This is a genomic window from Streptomyces sp. NPDC003035, assembly GCF_042888285.1.
Lineage (GTDB): Bacteria > Actinomycetota > Actinomycetes > Streptomycetales > Streptomycetaceae > Streptomyces.
In genome coordinates this window covers 401,358-417,820 of sequence record NZ_JBIAPJ010000004.1, presented here as the reverse complement: position 1 = coordinate 417,820, position 16,463 = coordinate 401,358, and the positions used below count along the sequence as shown (strand labels likewise).

Genomic DNA, 16,463 nt, shown 5'->3' with positions numbered 1-16,463 from the left:
GCTTCACCCTTCGGCTTGCCGGTAAACGATGGTGGTGCTGCCCACGACGATCCGCGAGCCGTCGCGGAGCGTAGCGCGGGTGGTGTGCTGCCCGTCCACCACGATGCCGTTGGTGGATCCGAGATCCTGGATCGTCGAGGGCGTTCCGGTCCGGATCTCGCAGTGCCGGCGGGAGACGCCGGGATCGTCGATCCTCACGTCCGCGTCGGTGCTGCGGCCAAGGACCAGGGTCGGGCGGGAGATCTGATGGCGGGTGCCGTTGATCTCGATCCACCGGCGCACCTGGGCGCCGGAGGCAGGCATGGGGCCGGGGCCACCGGCCGTGGGACGGCCCGCGACGGGCGCATGGCCGGGTGCCTGGCCATGCGCCTGGCCGGGCCGGTGTGCACCGGCCGCGCCCGGCGGCGGGGCGGCGGGCATCGGCGGAGCACCGGCCGGCGGATAGCCGTATCCACCCGGAGCGCGGCCCTGCTGGTGGCCGGCGGCCGGGGACTGCTGAGGTGCGGAGTGCTGTGACGAACTCGACGCGAGGGTGCGACTGCGCACCCGGTACAGACCGGTGTCGAGGTCGTCGGCCTTCTCCAGGTGGACCTTGATGGGGCCCATGAAGGTGTAGCGCTGCTGCTTGGCGTAGTCCCTGACCAGGCCGGCGAGCTCGTCGCCGAGCTGGCCCGAGTACGGGCTGAGGCGCTCGTAGTCCGGCGCGCTCAGCTCCACGATGAAGTCATTGGGGACGACGGTCCGCTCGCGGTTCCAGATCGTTGCGTTGTTGTCGCACTCGCGCTGGAGAGCACCCGCGATCTCGACGGGCTGGACCTCGGACTTGAAGACCTTGGCGAAGGTGCCGTTGACCAGACCTTCGAGCCGCTGTTCGAAACGCTTCAGGACTCCCATGGGGCACCTCCTCCGTCGTTGTCGTCCTGGTACTGCTTACTGATCGTATCCACGCGTCGGGAAATCGGCTGGTTCCCCTTCTCTGCCCTGTGGACGAGTGTCACCTCTCACAGGCCTTCCCCATGGATCGTAGAGGCGGCCCCTGGACAGTGTCCCGCACCCGAGGAGCGAGCAGGGGGAGCGGGGCAGGGCGGCGAGGGTGGTCCGTCCCGTTCCTCCCGTTACCCGTGGGCTCGTCGTTCACGCCGAGTGTCCCTCCTTTCCCTGTGCGTCCGTCGATCTGTCCGTCGATCCGTCCGTCCATGTGTTCGCGCGTCGGTTCGTTCGGCTGTTCGCCCGGCTCTCTGTGGGTGCCCCTGTCTTCCTTGTTCGCTGTGGGAGGGGGGCAAACAACGGATGTGAATCCACGGTCTGCGACGTGCTAATCTTCTGATGTCGCCAGGCGATCGCACCGAAAGGTGAGGGAGCCCGGAGCACACCCAATGCGCGGGTGGCGGAATAGGCAGACGCGCTGGATTCAGGTTCCAGTGCCCGAAAGGGCGTGGGGGTTCAACTCCCCCCTCGCGCACCAGACGGAAGCCCCGTAGGTCATCGACCTACGGGGCTTTCGCGTGTGTGCGCGGTGCGTCGTGTGTGTTCGTGCGCGTTGAGGGCGTCGGGGTGAGGGCGTCGGGGTGAGACGTTCGTCGCGGTGGGACGAGACGAAAGAGAGCCGCGGGCCGGGCCGGGCGCTGCCTAGGGTGCGGGCGTGGACGCGACTTCGAAGATCAGGGTCCGGATCGGCGCCGGATGGAAATGGTTCGCGGCGCCCGCCATGTGGTCGCGGCGCAGGGTCGCCGGCGAGGCGGTGCTCGCCGTCGTCATGGCGCTGCTGGCCGCCGGTACGGAAGAACTGCTCGGCGGAGAAGGCTGGCAGCTCGCCGGGGCGGCGCTGGCCGCCGCCGTGCTGTCGGTGCTGCGCCGCCGGCTGCCCTCGACCGTCCTCATCGTCACCGGTGGGCTCGCCCCCATCGTCCCCGGCTTCCTTGTGCTGCTGATACTCGTCGGCTGGTCGGCCGGCAGGTACATCGCCGGCGCCGGGCGGGCCCTGATCGCGTTCACCGTCGCGTACGTACTGAACATCGCCGCGAGCCTGCTGGAGATCTGGGACCTCCACCGGTCCCTCACCGTCGTCTTCATGGCGACGCTGTACTACCTGGCGACGACGCTGGCGCCCGGCCTCGCCAACCGGTACTGGACCCAGCGCAGGAGCCTGCTGCACGCGCTGCAGGAGCGCAACGCCCAGCTGCTGCGGGAGCGCGCCATGGTGGCGGGGCAGGCACGGCTCCGCGAGCGGCAGCGCATCGCCCAGGACATGCACGACAGCCTCGGCCACCAACTGGCGCTGATCTCCGTGCACACCGGAGCCCTGGAGGTCGACCGCGAACTGACCGACCGGCAACGCGAGGTCGTCGGAGTGCTGCGGAACGCGTCGGTGACCGCGATGCACGAGCTGCGCGAGGTCGTCGGCATCCTGCGCGACGGCGTCGAAGCGCCGGCCGAGGAGCTCGCCGCACCGATACGGGCCGGCGACGAATCGGGACGGGCGGCGCGGGGGACCGCCGGTATCGAAGGGCTCGTCGAGGCGGCGCGGGCCGCGGGCAACCGGGTGGAGCTGCGGCGGCGCGGGGAGCACCAGCCCCTGCCGCCGGCCGCCGACCACGCCGCGTACAGGATCGTCCAGGAGGCCCTCACCAACGCCTACAAGTACGCGCCGGGCGCGCCGATCGACGTCGAAGTGCGGTACGAGCCGGACTCCTTCGTCATCGAGATCGTCAACGAGGCCGTGGCGACCCCGCCGCGGGACGTGGTGAGCGGCGGACAGGGGCTGACCGGGCTGTACGAGCGGGCCCGGCTCGTCGGCGGCATGGTCCACGCCGGCCCGGCCGACGGCGGCGGGTTCCGGGTGGCCGGCGTACTCCCCTACGGGGTGGTGGAGGCAGCGCCTTTGGTCGATGCGGCCGACGACTTCCGGCAGCAGTCGACGCGGCCTGTGGTGGGCGACGGTGGTCCGGTCGCGGTCGGACCGACCGACTGGACGTTCACGGAACGGGAGCTGGCGATGGCGTTGCGCGGGGGCAGGGGCAGGGGTGGCGGGGTCGCGCTGGGATGCGGGATCGCCTTCGCCGCGCTGGTGCTGCTGTTGGTGGCCGGGGGCTTCGGCATCTACTTCCTCATGGGATCGATGCGGGAGGGGATGATCGAACCCGCCGCGTACGACCGGGTCCAGGTCGGCACGGCCGAGCAGGAGGTGCGCGACCAACTGCCCTCCGGCGACACGATCGCCACCACCGGGCTGCACGGCAAGGGCCCGAAGGAGCCGGAGGGTTCGAAGTGCCTGGTCCTCATGTCCTCGGAGGTCGGCGACAGCCTGGAGACCGAGCCGGTTTTCCGGTTCTGCTTCAAGGACGGCAAGCTGATCGAGAAGAAGTCGTACGAGGTCGAGCGCTAGCGCTGACCCGCCCGAATCGGTAGCCGTGGGGGAGTAGCTGTGACAGGGCAGCGCATCAGGGTCGTGATCGCCGACGACGAACCGCTGATCAGGGCCGGGATCCGGATGATCCTCACTTCGGATCAGGACATCGAGGTGGTGGCGGAGGCCGCGAACGGCCGGGAGGCGGTCGAGCAGGCGCGGTCGCACGCCGCCGACGTCGTGCTCCTCGACATCCAGATGCCGGTTCTCGACGGGCTCTCCGCACTGCCCGAACTGCGCCGGGCGGCGCCCTCGACGAAGGTGATCGTGCTCACGACCTTCGGTGAACGGGAGAACGTGCTGCGCGCCCTCGAGCACGGGGGCGCGGGGTTCCTGCTCAAGGACACGGCACCCGCCGAGCTCATCCGGGCGGTACGGGCCGCGGCGGCGGGCGACGCCTATCTCTCGCCCGCGGCGACCCGGCACGTGGTGGAGCAGCTGGCCTCGGGGCGGGAGGTGGCGCGCGCCGAGCAGGCGCGGGGGCGGGTGGCGGCGCTGAGCGAGAAGGAACGCGAGGTGCTCGCCCTGCTCGGGGAGGGGCTGTCCAACGCGGACGCGGGGCGGCGCCTGCACATGAGCGAGGCCACCGTGAAGACGTACGTCAGCCGGATCCTGGCCAAGCTGGGGTGCGAGAACCGGGTGCAGGCGGCGCTGCTGGCGCGCGACGCCGGGCTCTAGCGGCCTGTCGTGGAGGCGCCGGGGCCGTCGGAGAGACCGGCCGTGCCGGCCGCGTTGTAGCGGAGCAGGTACGCGGCGAACCGGGCGAGGTCCTCGGCCGACCAGTCGTTGAGGCGTTCCTGGTAGGCGGCGAGACGGCTCGCCTGGGTGGAGGCCAGCAGACGGGTGCCCGCCTCCGACGGGTGCAGCACCTGGACCCGGTGGTCCTGGGGGTCCGGCCGGCGCTCGACCAGGCCGAGTTTCTCCAGGCCGGCCACCTGGCGGCTGACCGTCGACTTGTCCAGCAGGTAGTGGGCGGCCAGGTCGGTGGCGCGGCAGCCCCGCTGGTCCACGATGTGCGCGAGCAGGGTGTACGAGACGAGCGGCAGCTCCGGGTGAAGCCGGGCGGCCGTGGCGCGGGCCCGGCGGGCGAAGGCCGTCAGCTCCCGCTGGATGGTGTCGACCGATGTCTCGCGCGGGGCGTCGGTCGGGACGTCGGTCATGTGCGCTCCTCAGAGGCCCGCTGTGCTCGGGCGCTTTTCGGTTGTATAGTACAACGGTTGTTTAGTTGTAAAAGCCAACCATGGAGGGCTCATGTCCGCAGAAACGAGATCGCCAGCGCTGCGGCACGTGCTCGGGCACCTGCTCACCCCGCTGCTCATGTGCCTCGGCATGGGACTCGCCTACCTCGGCGCCTTCCACGCCCCCACGCCCCACGACCTGCGCGTCGACATCGTCGGCTCGGGGCCCACCACCCAGGTCCTCGCCCAGACCCTCCACGACAAGAGCGCCGGCGCGCTCGACGTCCGCACCGTCGCCGACCGGGAGACCGCCGTCTCCGCACTGCGCGACCAGTCCACCTACGGCGCCTACATCCCCGGCGCCCGCCCCGAACTGCTCGTCGCCTCCGCCTCCTCGGACACCAGCGCCATGGCCGTCGAGAAGGCCTTCACCAAGGTCGCGGCCGGACAGGACGCGCCCCTGAAGATCACCGACGTCGCGCCCGTCTCCGACGGCGACCCGACCGGGCAAGGCATCTTCTTCCTGCTGGTCGCCCTCAGCATCGGCTCGTACGCCTCCGTCGCCGTCATCGGCGGCGCGGGCGCCGTCCTCCCCCTGCGGATCCGCGCCCTCCTCGCCACCGGAATGTCGCTCATCGTCAGCCTCATCGGCACCGTGTTCGCCGGACCGATGTTCCACCTCGTCGACCGCGGGCTGGGCGGGATCTGGGCCATGTCGTGGCTGTACTCGGCCGGGATCCTGCTGATCGGCGTCGGACTCCACACCTTCCTGCGCCGCTGGACCACCCTCGGCGTGATGGTCCTGTTCGTCATGCTCAACTTCACCAGCTCCGGCGGCATCTACCGCCCCGAACTCCAGCCCGGCTTCTTCGCCGCACTGCATGCCTTCTGGAACGGCGCCGGCTTCGTCGAAGGCGTCCGCAGCCACGTCTACTTCGACGGCAACGCGCTCGGCGAACACCTCCTCGTCCTCGGACTCTGGTTCCTCGCGGGAGTCGCCGCGATGGCCCTCGCGGGCCTGGCGGAAGCACGTCGACGGCCTGCCGCCGCCGTTCCCGCCGTTCCCGCCGTTCCCACGGGGGCGGGGAGCATGGCCGAGGAGGAGAGGGAGCAGGAGGTGGAAGAGGCCGTCGGCGTCTGAGCTTCTGTTCGCAGAAGTCCGTCGTCCACAGGCCGTCGTCCACAGGCCGTTGTCCACAGGGGCAGACGGGCCGCCGAGCGCGGCGGTACCGTCAGGCCCAGTTGATGTTGGACAGCGTCACACGAGGTCGGGGGAGGACGTCCCATGGGCGAGATCCGGACACTGGTACCCGAACAGCGAGGCATGGCAGGGCGGCGCGTTCCGCACGTGCCCGGGTTCGCACAGCGGGCAGCCGCAGGGGCGACGAACGTCCCCAAGGAACAGGGAAAGATCCTGCGCGAGCGCGTCCCGCGCACCACCCACAGCACGCTGACACTCACCGGCGACCGGCCCGACGCCGTCCGGGCCGTCGAGGAGTCGAGCCGCGACCGCGTGCCGGGACTCGCACCGATGCGCGTCGGGAGGATGGCCGCCAGCCCCTTCGCGTTCCTGCGCGGCTCCGCCGGGCTCATGGCCCACGACCTCGCCGGCTCCCCCGTCACCGGCGTCGCTGCCCAGATATGCGGCGACGCGCACGCGGCCAACTTCGGCCTCTACGGCGACGCCCGCGGCCGCCTCGTCATCGACCTCAACGACTTCGACGAGACCGTCGTCGGCCCCTGGGAATGGGACCTCAAGCGGCTCGCCACCTCCCTGGTGCTCGCCGGACGGGAGGCGGGAGCGAGCGAGGACACCTGCCGGGCCGCCGCCTTCGACACCGTCGGCGCCTACCGCCGCACGATGCGCCTGCTCGCCAAGCTCCCCGCGCTCGACGCCTGGAACGCCATCGCCGACGAGGAACTCGTCTCGCACACCGACGCCCGCGACCTCCTCGGCACCCTCGAACGGGTCTCGGAGAAGGCCAGGAACAACACCAGCGCACGGTTCGCCGCCAGATCGACCCAGTCCGTGACCGACGCCGACGGCGGAGGCCGGCGCTTCGTGGACGCGCCACCGGTGCTGCGGCGCGTACCGGACCAGGAAGCGGCGGCCGTCGCCGCCTCCCTCGGCGAGTACCTGGCCACCGTGTCCGAGGACCGGCTGCCCCTGCTCGCCCGGTACGCCGTCCACGACGTCGCCTTCCGTGTCGTCGGAACCGGCAGCGTCGGAACCCGCTCGTACGTCGTGCTGCTCCTCGACCACCGAGGCGAGGCACTGGTCCTGCAGGTGAAGGAGGCACGGCCCTCGGCCCTGCTCCCCCACCTTCCGGCCGTCGGCTTCACCGCCCCGGATCCGGGACACGAGGGGCGGCGCGTGGTCCTGGGACAGAAGCGGATGCAGGTCGTCAGCGACATCCTGCTCGGCTGGACCACAGTGCAGGGGCGCCCCTTCCAGGTGCGTCAGTTCCGCAACCGCAAGGGCAGCGTCGACCCGGCCGCCCTCACACCGGACCAGGTCGACGACTACGGCCGCATGACCGGCGCCCTGCTGGCGCGCGCGCACGCCCACAGCGCCGACCCGCGCCTGATAGCCGGCTACTGCGGAAAGAACGAGGAGCTCGACGAGGCGATCGCGGCCTTCGCCGTCGCGTACGCGGACCGCACCACGGCGGACCACGCCGATCTGGTCGCCGCGGTGCGCGACGGCCGGATAGCGGCCGAGCTCGGAGTGTGACGGCCGACGCCTGCCCGCCACAGGGCGGCACCGGCCACGGGGGGACGGGGGCGGGGGGAGGGAGGGGGGAGGGGGCCCCCGGGGATCGTAGGCTGGTGGGGTGACGGACCGGAGCGAGGACGTGGGCGTGGACCAGGACGTGGACCCGGGCGCGAGCTCGGGCGCGGGTGGTGAGGCCGGTGCGGAGCGGCCCGAGGCACGGCTGGAGAAGGCCGTGCGGGCGGCCGAGCAGGCGCTGATCGAATTCGAGATCGCGGTGGAGACGTTCCGCGTCGAGGTGGACAACTTCTCCCGGCTGCACCACCAGAAACTCGGCCCGATGTACGCCCGGCTCGACGAGCTGGACGCGCAGATCGCCGAGGCGCGGGCGGCCAGGACCGGGGATCCGGAGGATCTGCGGCGGGCGGAGGAAGCGCGGGCGATCGTGATGCCGATGCCCGGCGTCGAGGAGCTCTTCCACGACTGGATCGACTCCGACGGGCTGTCCCCCGAGGCCGCCGCGATGCTGACCGAGCGGCCGGTGCAGCCGCCCAAGCGGGTGCGGCCCGGCGAGGAGGCCCGGAAGCTGTACCGGGAGCTGGTCCGTCAGGCCCATCCGGATCTGGCGCGGGACGAGGACGAGCGCAAGCGGCGTGACGCGTTCATCACGAGGGTGAACGCCGCGTACGCGCGCGGGGACGTGGCGCTGCTGCGCGAGCTGTCCGCGGAGTGGGCCGCTGGTCCCGCGCCGGAGGAGGAGCGGCTCAGCGAGAGCGAGGAGCTGTACGCGCGTCTCGAGTGGCTGTCGCAGCGCAAGGAGCTGCTGACGCTGGTGACGCGGGAGCTGGAGGAGAGTGCGATCGGCGCGATGCTGCGGATGGCGCCCGATGACCCGGACCGTCTGCTGGAGGAGATCGCCGAGCAGCTGCTCGCGCAGGTCTCCGAGCGTGAGGCGGAGCTGGCTTCACTGGTGCAGTAGGTTTTTCCGAGACCTCGGTTCTGATGAGAGAAGGCCTGTCCCATGAACTTCGCCTCGCTGCCCTCGGTGGACGCGGCCTCCGTGCCGGCCGATGCCCTGGTGCTGGATGTCCGGGAGGACGATGAGTGGGCGGCCGGTCATGTCGTGGACGCGCTGCATGTGCCGATGAGCGATTTCGTGGCGCGTTTCGGTGAGGTGACCGAGGCGGTGGCCGAGGGGCGGCGCGCGTATGTGATGTGCCGGGTCGGTGGCCGTTCGGCGCAGGTCACGCAGTATCTGGTGCAGCAGGGCATCGACGCGGTGAACGTCGATGGTGGGATGCTCGCCTGGGACGGTGCCGGGCGGCCGGTGGTGGCGAACGACGGCAGCCCGGGCTTCGTCCTGTAGTCGGCCCTCAGCCGAGGGGGTGGGCGGCCAGGAGGTCGCCGAGGGCTTCCTCGTGGGCGGCGGCGGGGCCGAGGGCGAGTTCGAGCTGTTTGGCCCAGGCGTGGTAGCGGTGCAGGGGGTAGTCGGTGTCTGCGCCGAAGCCGCCGTGGAGGTGCTGGGCGGTCTGTACGACGCGGCGGACGCCTTCCGATGCCCAGATCTTGGCTACGGCGATGTCCGCGGCGGGGGGCAGTGGGCCGCCGGCTCCGGTGCTGATGCGCCAGGCCGCCTGCCAGAGGGTGGCTTCCATGGCGCGTAGGTCGATGTAGCGGTCGGCGGCCTGGACGGCGACGGCTTGGAACGTGGCCACGGGGTGGCCGAACTGTTCCCGTTGGCCGGTGTACCGGCTCGTCATGGCGAGGACGTTCTCGCCGAGGCCGAGGGCGAGGGCGCAGGTTCCGGTGGCGAGGACGCCGCGGAGCCATTCCCAGGCGTCATCGGTGTCGATGACGTCCGTGTGGTGGAGGCGGACGGAGTCGAGGTGGAGTTCGGCGAGGAGCTCGCCGTTCGTGGAGTACTGCTCGGCCAGGGTGAGGCCGTGGTGGGTGCGGGGGAGCAGGGCGAGGACGGTGTGTCCGTCGGTGGTGTGGGCGGGGACGGCGATGCGGTCGGCGCCGTGGGCCCAGGGGACGGCGCTCTGGAGGCCGTCGAGGATCCAGTGGGTGCCGTCGCGGTGGGCGGTGACGGCGAGTTCGGCGGGGTCGTGGCCGGTGCGTCCGTTGGAGGCGGCGGTGAGGACGAGTTCGCCGCGTCCGATGCGGGGGAGAAGGGCGGCGGCGGTGTCACTGGTGGCGTAGCGCTGGATGGTCATGGCGACCGCGCTGGTCTCCAGGAGGGGCACGCGGGCGAGGACGCGGGCTGATTCGCGCAGGACGAGGCAGAGGGCGATGGTGTCGAGGCCGGCGCCGCCGTGTTCGGGGGCGAGGACGAGGCTGAGGAGGTCGGCCGCGGCGAGGCGGGACCAGAGGGGTCGGTCGAAGTCGTCGGCGACGGCGTGGGCGGTGAGCGCGGGGCTCGGTACGCCGTCGGGTGTGACGTCGGCGAAGACTGCCTTGGCCGCCTCGACGGCCGCCTGCTGTTCTTCGGTGAAGGTGAAGTCCACGGCCATGCCCTCCCGTTGTCTATCTGACGGGTCGTCAAGATAGAACACGTTCTAGGGGAAGGGAATGGCCGCGGTGCCGAGGGGGCCGTCAGCGGTCGAAGTCGAGCTCCACTTCCGCGGTGGCCGGGTGGGACTGGCAGGCCAGGACGTAGCCGGCCTCGGTCTCTTCCGGTTCCAGGGCGAAGTTGCGGTCCATCCGCACCTCGCCGTCGACCAGGAAGGCGCGGCAGGTGCCGCACACTCCGCCCTTGCAGGCGTAGGGGGCGTCGGCGCGGGCGCGGAGGACGGTTTCGAGGAGCGTCTCGCCTTCCTGTACGGGCCAGTTGCCGGAGCGGCCGTGCAGGGTCGCGGTCAGGGTGGCGTGGACGGGGGCGCGGACGCCGGGTGCCGGGGTGGGTGTCGAGCCGTCGTCGACGTGGAAGATCTCCTGGTGGATCCGGGTGCGGTCGACGCCGAGTCCGCGCAGCGCGCGTTCGGCGCTCTGTACGAGGCCGAAGGGGCCGCACAGGAACCAGCCGTCGATGTCCGTGACCGGCAGGAGGGCGGGGAGCAGGCCGGTGAGCCGTTCCTGGTCGAGGCGTCCGGACGGGAGGCCCGCCTGCTGCTCCTCGCGGGAGAGCACGGTGACGAGTTGGAAGCGGTCGGGGTAGCGGTCCTTCAGGTCGGCGACCTCGTCGAGGAACATCGTGGAGGACGCGGTGCGGTCGCTCCGTACGAGGCAGAACCGGGCGGCCTGTTCCTGTGCGAGGAGGGTCGCCGCCATCGACAGGACCGGTGTGATGCCGCTGCCGCCGACGACGGCGGCGAAGTGGCCGGGGCGGGGGGCGAGGGTGAAGCGGCCCATCGGTTCCATGACGTCGACGGTGTCGTCGACGGCCAGTTCCTTGAGGGCGTACGTGGAGAACTCGCCGCCGTCGACGAGCCGGATGCCGACGCGCAGGACGGGCTCCTGGCCGGTGGGGGCGGCGGGGGCGCAGATCGAGTAGGTACGGCGGATCTCGTCGCCGTCCCGCCCGGAGCGGCGCAGGGCGAGGTGCTGGCCGGGGGTGTGGCGGTAGGTCTCGCGCAGCTCGGGCGGGACCGCGAAGGTGACGGCCACCGAGTCGTCCGTGAGCTGCTCGACGTCGCTCACCCGGAGCGGGTGGAACCCAGCCCGACCGACCTGTGAGGACGGCATCTACAACTCCTTGAAGTGGTCGAACGGTTCGCGGCAGGCCGTGCAGCGGCGCAGCGCCTTGCACGCGGTGGAGGAGAACCGGCTGAGCAGTTCCGTCTCAGTGGAGCCGCAGTGCGGGCAGCGGATCGCCAGGGTGAGGGGGACGGGTCCACCGGCGGGGCCTTGGGGGCGGGGCGGGGCGATGCCGAACTCGGCGAGCTTGCGCCGTCCTTCGTCGGTGATGTCGTCCGTCGACCAGGCGGGTGCGAGGACGGTGACGACGGAGACCTCGGGCACACCGTGCTCGTGCAGGGCGCGCTCGATGTCGCTGGACATCGCCTCGATGGCGGGGCAGCCCGTGTACGTGGGGGTGAGCTCGACCTCGACGCGGCCCGGGCCGAGGACCTGGACGCCGCGCAGGACGCCGAGATCCTCGAGAGTGAGGACGGGCAGCTCGGGGTCGGGGACGGCGCCGGCGATCCGGCTCAGCTCCCGCTCCAGGTCCGTCATGGTCACCATGTCGCCCCCGGGTGGCTGCGGTGCAGGTGCTGCATCTCGGCGAGCATGCGTCCGAAGGGCTCGGTGTGCAGGCCCTGTCGGCCGGCTCCGGCGGCCCAGGCGCCGGTGCGGGGCCCGCTGGGGACGGTGAGGGTGGCCTTTTCGAGGACGGTGGTGACGGAGTCGAGCCAGGCGCTCTGCAGGGCTTCGTGGTCCACGTCGAGGCCGTCGACGGGCTGGAACAGCTCGCCGGTGTAGCGCCAGAGCGCGTCGCAGGCCCGCTGCATCCGCTGGTGGCTCTCGGGGGTGCCGTCGCCGAGGCGGAGGGTCCAGTGCTCGGCGTGGTCCTGGTGGTAGGCGACTTCCTTGACGGCCTTCGCCGCGAGGCCGGTCAGCGGTCCGTCGCCGGTGGCCAGCCGGGCGTAGAGGAGTCGCTGGTAGGTGGAGAAGTAGAGCTGGCGGGCGATGGTGTGGGCGAAGTCGCCGTTCGGCTGCTCGACGAGCTGGGTGTTGCGGAAGGCCCGTTCTTCGCGGAGGTAGGCGAGCTCGTCCTCGTCGCCGACGAGGGAGAGCAGGATGCGGGCCTGGCCGAGGAGGTCGAGCGCGATGTTGGCGAGGGCGACATCCTCTTCCAGGACGGGGGCGTTGCCGGCCCACTCCCCCAGGCGGTGGGAGAGGACGAGGGCGTCGTCTCCGAGGGCGAGGGCGGCGGCCGTGGTCGCGGTGCTGTGTGCGGTCACAGGTGCTTCACTCCCTCGGGGATCTCGTAGAAGGTGGGGTGGCGGTAGGGCTTGTCGGCCGACGGCTCGAAGAAGGGGTCCTTCTCGTCGGGCGAGGAGGCGGTGATCTCGGCGGAGGGGACCACCCAGATGGAGACGCCTTCGTTGCGGCGGGTGTACAGGTCGCGGGCGTTGCGCAGGGCCATCTCGGCGTCCGGCGCGTGGAGGCTGCCCGCGTGGGTGTGGGACAGTCCGCGGCGCGAGCGCACGAACACCTCCCAGAGGGGCCATCCGTCGGTGGTCATGCGCCTGCCTCCCCGTGCTTCGTCTTCTGCTGTGCGTGCTTGTCGGCGTATGCCGCGGCGGCTTCCCTGACCCAGGCGCCGTCCTCGTGGGCCTGGCGCCGCCTGTCGAGCCGCTGCTCGTTGCAGGGTCCGTTGCCCTTGAGGACGTCCCAGAACTCGGCCCAGTCGATGGGTCCGAAGTCGTAGTGCCCGCGCTCCTCGTTCCACCGCAGGTCCGGGTCCGGGAGGGTGAGTCCGAGGGCTTCGGCCTGGGGGACGGCGATGTCGACGAAGCGCTGGCGCAGCTCGTCGTTGGAGTGACGCTTGATCTTCCAGGCCATGGACTGGGCGGAGTGCGCCGACTCGTCGTCCGGGGGGCCGAACATCATCAGGGAGGGCCACCACCAGCGGTTCACCGCGTCCTGGGCCATGGCGTGCTGGGCCTCGGTGCCGCGGGAGAGGGCGAGCAGGGCTTCGTAGCCCTGGCGCTGGTGGAAGGACTCCTCCTTGCAGACGCGGACCATCGCCCGGGCGTACGGGCCGTAGGAGCAGCGGCAGAGCGGGACCTGGTTGGTGATGGCGGCGCCGTCCACGAGCCAGCCGATCGCGCCGACGTCGGCCCAGGTCAGCGTGGGGTAGTTGAAGATCGAGGAGTACTTCTGGCGGCCGGAGTGGAGCTTGTCGAGGAGCTCGTCGCGGCTGGTGCCGAGGGTTTCCGCGGCGCTGTACAGGTACAGCCCGTGGCCGGCCTCGTCCTGGACCTTGGCCATGAGGATCGCTTTGCGGCGCAGTGAGGGCGCGCGGGTGATCCAGTTGGCCTCGGGCTGCATGCCGATGATCTCGGAGTGGGCGTGTTGCGCTATCTGGCGGACGAGGGACGCGCGATAGGCGTCCGGCATCCAGTCGCGTGGTTCGATGCGCTCGTCGGCGGCGACGGCGGCGTCGAACACCGCCTCGTAGGCGGCCTGGGTCGCTGCCGTGGCCGCGTCCCGCGCGGACTGTGTGTCTTCCGCGTCCGCGGTCACCGCTGTCGCTGACGTCCCTGTGGTCATCGGACCCCCTACCGACCGATCGTTCGGTTGAATGACTTCAATGGTCGGTCGACGGCCCGTATGGTGTCAACCCTGTGGATAACTGCGGTGGACCGATAGGGCGGGGCGGGGATGGACGCGTACGACGGCGTGCGGGGGCGCGAGGGGCGCCCAGCCACCGGATCGGGGGAACACGAAGGCGCCGGGATCGCCTCGCTCTCGCTCCCCTACCAGGTCGTCGCGGCCGTCGCGCTCGCCGTCGTGGGAGTCTTCACCTGTGTCCACCTCGCGATGGTGTTTCTGCACGTCGCACCCTCGAACACGCTGACCAAGCAGCACGGGGCGGCCGTCGACGACTGGATCTACCCCGAGTTCGAGCAGAACTGGAAGCTCTTCGCGCCCAACCCGCTCCAGCAGAACATCGCCGTCCACGTCAGGGCGCAGGTCGCCGGTGACGACGGCAGCCGGCGCACCACCGACTGGATCGATCTGAGCGGGCAGGACGCCGAGGCCATCCGCGGCAGCCTCCTTCCCAGCCATACGGAGCAGAACGAGCTCCGCCGGGCGTGGGACTTCTATCTGAACTCCCACACCGATGATCATCGGCCCAACGGCCTGCGCGGTGAGCTCTCCGAGAGCTACATCCGCCGGATCGTCATGCTCCGCCTCGGTGAGCAGCGCCTCGGCGGCACCGTGGAGCAGATCCAGCTCCGCTCCGCCGCCCGCGCCGTCCGGCCCCCGTCGTGGAGCAACGAGAAGACCGACACGGAGCCCGTCCACCGGGAGTTCCCGTGGTGGAAGGTGACAGCCGCCGATCTGCCCGGCGGCTCCGAGAACGACCGTACGGAGGCGGGCCGGTGAACCAGCCGTTCGCGAACCAGCCATCCGCCGAGCGGACCGCGGCGCAGGGCCCGGAGCAAACACCCGATCAGGCCCCCGATCAGGCCCCCGATCAGGCCCCCGAGCGGGCCCTCGATCACGACATCGATCAGGCTCGCGATCACGACATCGATCAGGCTCGCGAGCAGGCCCCGGACCGGGTCCCCGGCCGTGGTCGTTCCCGCGAGCCGTTCGACCGGCGGCTCGCGCGGGCCGTCCAGCAGGTCACGGCCCGCGCCCTCGGCCCGTACCAGAGCGCGATCATCCGCATCGGCTTCTCGCTCACCTGGCTGCTCTTCCTGCTCCGCGAGCTGCCCCACCGCCATGAGCTGTACGGCCCCGACGGCCCCTGGTCGTGGGAGATGGGCCGACGGCTGATCTCCGACAACGGCGCCTTCACGGCGCTGATGTGGTCGGACAGCGGGCTCTGGTTCGAGATCGTCTACGCGCTCGCCGTGCTCTCCGCCGCCCTGCTGCTGGTGGGCTGGCGCACCCGCGCCGTGTCGGTGGTCTTCATGGTCGGGGTGCTGTCCCTGCAGAATCGCTCCGTCTTCATGGGTGACGGCGGCGACAATGTCATCCACCTCGCCGCGATCTACCTCGTCCTGACCCGCTGCGGCCAGGTCTGGTCCCTGGACGCCCGTCGGGCCGCCCGGGAGGCGAGCCGGGTGTCCGACGGGTTGGCGCCCCGCCGCGACGTCGTCGGACCGCTGCTGTGGGTGGTGTGCGGCGGCTTCCTGATCGCCGCCACGTACTTCCTCGGCGCCACCGGCTCCCTGTGGCTGCTGGTATTGATGTGGGTGCTGTGGCTGTCGCAGGCGCTGTGGTGGGTGGTGTGCCGCTACGCCCCGGGCGAGCCGCGCACACTCCTCGACGTGTTCGCCAACCTGGCGCACAACGCGGCGCTCGTCGTGATCATGGCCGAGGTCTGTCTGATCTACGCCACGGCCGGCTGGTACAAGATCCAGGGTTCGCGCTGGCAGGACGGCACCGCGCTGTACTACCCGCTCAAGCTGGACTACTTCGCGCCGTGGCCCGCCCTGTCCGATCTGCTCGGCTCCAACGGCGTGATCGTGATGCTGCTGACCTACGGCACCGTGCTGATCCAGGTCGCCTTCCCCTTCGCCCTGTTCAACCGCAAGGTCAAGAACGTCCTGCTGGTGGCGATGATGCTGGAGCACGCCGGGATCGCGGTACTCCTCGGACTGCCCCTGTTCTCGCTCGCGATGATCTCCGCGGACGCCGTGTTCCTGCCGACGGCGTTCCTGGTGTGGCTGGGCGCACGAGTGGGGCGCGGCAGGGACCGGCTGCTGCCCCGGGCGCGTGCCGATGTGCCCGACCAGCGCCGTACGGGTGAGGAACCGGCCCCCCGTACCCTCGTGGGGTGAGCACCGCTGAACAGTCCGAGCCGATCCAGTACGACGAGGGGTACGCCCCCGAGGTCGGTGTCGGGCCGCATCCGCTGCCCTGGCCGGACGGTGAGCGCTACGACCCCGAGCTGCTGGCCGACGGGGACCGGCGCAATGTCGTCGACCGGTACCGGTACTGGACGCGGGAGGCGATCGTCGCCGACCTGGACACCCGTCGGCACGACTTCCACGTCGCGGTGGAGAACTGGGGCCACGACTTCAACATCGGGTCGGTGGTGCGGACCGCCAACGCCTTCCTGGCCAAGGAGATCCACATCGTGGGCCGGCGGCGGTGGAACCGGCGCGGGGCGATGGTCACCGACCGCTACCAGCATGTGCGTCACCACCCGGACACCGAGTCGCTGACAGCGTGGGCCGCGGCCGAGGACCTGCCCATCATCGGGATCGACAATCTGCCGGGCGCGGTGCCGCTGGAGCGGACCGTGCTGCCGCGGCGCTGTGTGCTGCTGTTCGGCCAGGAGGGGCCTGGCCTCACCGAGGAGGCTCGCGAGCACGCCGAGATGGTCTGCTCGATCGCCCAGTTCGGTTCGACCCGGTCGATCAACGCGGGGGCCGCGGCCGCGATCGCGATGCACGCGTGGGTGCAGCGGTACGCGGAGATCGGGGAGCCGGGGGCGATCGCGGAGGCCCCGTAGGGCCTCCGCGTCACCGTGGCTCACGCC

At 71.2% G+C, this 16,463-nt stretch carries 17 protein-coding genes and 1 tRNA gene; 10 read left to right on the top strand and 8 right to left on the bottom strand.

Annotated elements, in window-relative coordinates:
* Positions 1–3 precede the first annotated feature (3 nt).
* Positions 4–894: a DUF3662 and FHA domain-containing protein gene (locus tag ACFYV5_RS15100; RefSeq protein WP_355110679.1), complete on the bottom strand. Its 891-nt coding sequence runs from the start codon at positions 892–894 to the stop codon at positions 4–6.
* A 484-nt stretch (positions 895–1,378) separates the two neighbouring features.
* On the opposite strand from ACFYV5_RS15100, the gene ACFYV5_RS15095 reads away from it, so the two are divergent.
* The 3 genes from ACFYV5_RS15095 (at position 1,379) to ACFYV5_RS15085 (ending at position 4,084) form a co-directional block, all read left to right on the top strand.
* Positions 1,379–1,465: transfer RNA gene (locus tag ACFYV5_RS15095), tRNA-Leu, on the top strand.
* Positions 1,466–1,708: 243 nt separating this feature from the next.
* Positions 1,709–3,385, top strand: coding sequence for a sensor histidine kinase (locus ACFYV5_RS15090; protein ID WP_389168951.1), 1,677 nt, complete (start codon positions 1,709–1,711; stop codon positions 3,383–3,385).
* Positions 3,386–3,424: 39 nt separating this feature from the next.
* Positions 3,425–4,084, top strand: a complete 660-nt coding sequence (locus ACFYV5_RS15085; protein ID WP_389168527.1) for a response regulator — start codon at positions 3,425–3,427, stop codon at positions 4,082–4,084.
* Here ACFYV5_RS15085 and ACFYV5_RS15080 read toward each other — a convergent pair.
* Positions 4,081–4,566, bottom strand: coding sequence for a MarR family winged helix-turn-helix transcriptional regulator (locus ACFYV5_RS15080; RefSeq protein ID WP_355110677.1), 486 nt, complete (start codon positions 4,564–4,566; stop codon positions 4,081–4,083). The two genes, ACFYV5_RS15085 and ACFYV5_RS15080, sit on opposite strands and share 4 nt — an antisense overlap.
* 91 nt (positions 4,567–4,657) lie before the next feature.
* Here ACFYV5_RS15080 and ACFYV5_RS15075 point away from each other — a divergent pair, with 91 nt between their 5' ends.
* From ACFYV5_RS15075 to ACFYV5_RS15060, 4 genes are all read left to right on the top strand, one after another.
* On the top strand, positions 4,658–5,725 hold the full coding sequence (locus ACFYV5_RS15075; protein ID WP_389168524.1) for a hypothetical protein: 1,068 nt from the start codon (positions 4,658–4,660) through the stop codon (positions 5,723–5,725).
* A 144-nt stretch (positions 5,726–5,869) separates the two neighbouring features.
* Positions 5,870–7,318 carry a DUF2252 domain-containing protein gene (locus tag ACFYV5_RS15070; RefSeq protein ID WP_389168523.1) on the top strand — a complete coding sequence of 483 codons (1,449 nt, stop codon included), beginning with the start codon at positions 5,870–5,872 and terminating at the stop codon, positions 7,316–7,318.
* Positions 7,319–7,445: 127 nt separating this feature from the next.
* The gene (locus ACFYV5_RS15065) at positions 7,446–8,276 is read left to right on the top strand and encodes a hypothetical protein (RefSeq protein ID WP_389168949.1); all 831 of its coding nucleotides are present in this window, start codon (positions 7,446–7,448) and stop codon (positions 8,274–8,276) included.
* A gap of 42 nt (positions 8,277–8,318) precedes the next feature.
* Positions 8,319–8,663 carry a rhodanese-like domain-containing protein gene (locus tag ACFYV5_RS15060; protein ID WP_389168521.1) on the top strand — a complete coding sequence of 115 codons (345 nt, stop codon included), beginning with the start codon at positions 8,319–8,321 and terminating at the stop codon, positions 8,661–8,663.
* 7 nt (positions 8,664–8,670) lie between these two features.
* Here ACFYV5_RS15060 and ACFYV5_RS15055 read toward each other — a convergent pair whose 3' ends face one another.
* From ACFYV5_RS15055 to paaA, 6 genes are all read right to left on the bottom strand, one after another.
* Positions 8,671–9,804, bottom strand: a complete 1,134-nt coding sequence (locus ACFYV5_RS15055) for an acyl-CoA dehydrogenase family protein (protein ID WP_355110983.1) — start codon at positions 9,802–9,804, stop codon at positions 8,671–8,673.
* A gap of 88 nt (positions 9,805–9,892) precedes the next feature.
* Entirely contained in the window at positions 9,893–10,981 is a 1,089-nt protein-coding gene (locus ACFYV5_RS15050) for a 2Fe-2S iron-sulfur cluster-binding protein (RefSeq protein WP_389168520.1), read from the bottom strand.
* A complete protein-coding gene (gene paaD / locus ACFYV5_RS15045; protein ID WP_355110672.1) occupies positions 10,982–11,479 on the bottom strand; it encodes a 1,2-phenylacetyl-CoA epoxidase subunit PaaD in 498 nt (165 codons plus the stop codon). It lies immediately after the preceding gene.
* Entirely contained in the window at positions 11,473–12,198 is a 726-nt protein-coding gene (gene paaC, locus ACFYV5_RS15040; RefSeq protein WP_389168517.1) for a 1,2-phenylacetyl-CoA epoxidase subunit PaaC, read from the bottom strand. Before paaC ends, paaD begins: the two co-directional genes overlap by 7 nt.
* Positions 12,195–12,482, bottom strand: a complete 288-nt coding sequence (gene paaB / locus ACFYV5_RS15035) for a 1,2-phenylacetyl-CoA epoxidase subunit PaaB (RefSeq protein WP_355110670.1) — start codon at positions 12,480–12,482, stop codon at positions 12,195–12,197. Before paaB ends, paaC begins: the two co-directional genes overlap by 4 nt.
* Complete coding sequence (gene paaA, locus ACFYV5_RS15030; RefSeq protein ID WP_389168515.1) at positions 12,479–13,513, bottom strand: 1,2-phenylacetyl-CoA epoxidase subunit PaaA; 1,035 nt, start codon at positions 13,511–13,513, stop codon at positions 12,479–12,481. The genes paaB and paaA overlap by 4 nt, the downstream gene beginning before the upstream one ends.
* A gap of 111 nt (positions 13,514–13,624) precedes the next feature.
* Between paaA and ACFYV5_RS15025 the strand changes: the two genes are divergently transcribed.
* From ACFYV5_RS15025 to ACFYV5_RS15015, 3 genes are all read left to right on the top strand, one after another.
* Positions 13,625–14,353: a DUF5819 family protein gene (locus ACFYV5_RS15025; RefSeq protein WP_389168514.1), complete on the top strand. Its 729-nt coding sequence runs from the start codon at positions 13,625–13,627 to the stop codon at positions 14,351–14,353.
* 146 nt (positions 14,354–14,499) lie between these two features.
* Entirely contained in the window at positions 14,500–15,759 is a 1,260-nt protein-coding gene (locus ACFYV5_RS15020) for an HTTM domain-containing protein (protein ID WP_389168947.1), read from the top strand.
* On the top strand, positions 15,756–16,436 hold the full coding sequence (locus ACFYV5_RS15015) for a TrmH family RNA methyltransferase (RefSeq protein WP_355110666.1): 681 nt from the start codon (positions 15,756–15,758) through the stop codon (positions 16,434–16,436). Before ACFYV5_RS15020 ends, ACFYV5_RS15015 begins: the two co-directional genes overlap by 4 nt.
* Positions 16,437–16,463: the final 27 nt, after the last annotated feature.